The following is a 284-nucleotide window of genomic DNA, read 5'->3' as shown; positions in this document are numbered from 1 at the left end:
CGTACAAGGCTCATCCCATTTCGCTCGCCACTACTTTGGGAATCTCGGTTGATTTCTTTTCCTGCAGCTACTTAGATGTTTCAGTTCGCCGCGTTCGCTTCGTTACCCTATGTATTCAGATAACGATGACCCAAAGGGCCGGGTTTCCCCATTCGGAAATCTGCGGATCAAAGTGTGTTTGCTCACTCCCCGCAGCTTATCGCAAGCTACTACGTCCTTCATCGCCTGTAATCGCCAAGGCATCCACCATGTGCACTTATTCACTTGTCCCTATAACGTTGGCC

Annotated in this window: 1 rRNA gene; it reads right to left on the bottom strand. The window is 50.0% G+C overall.

The features are described from left to right. Nucleotides 1-270, bottom strand: a 23S ribosomal RNA gene (locus NX782_RS26300); the annotation flags it as partial. Nucleotides 271-284: the final 14 nt, after the last annotated feature.

The sequence above is a fragment of the Massilia norwichensis genome (assembly GCF_024753245.1).
GTDB classification, from domain to species: Bacteria; Pseudomonadota; Gammaproteobacteria; order Burkholderiales; family Burkholderiaceae_D; genus Telluria; species Telluria norwichensis.
This window is presented reverse-complemented; position numbering and strand designations above follow the sequence as displayed.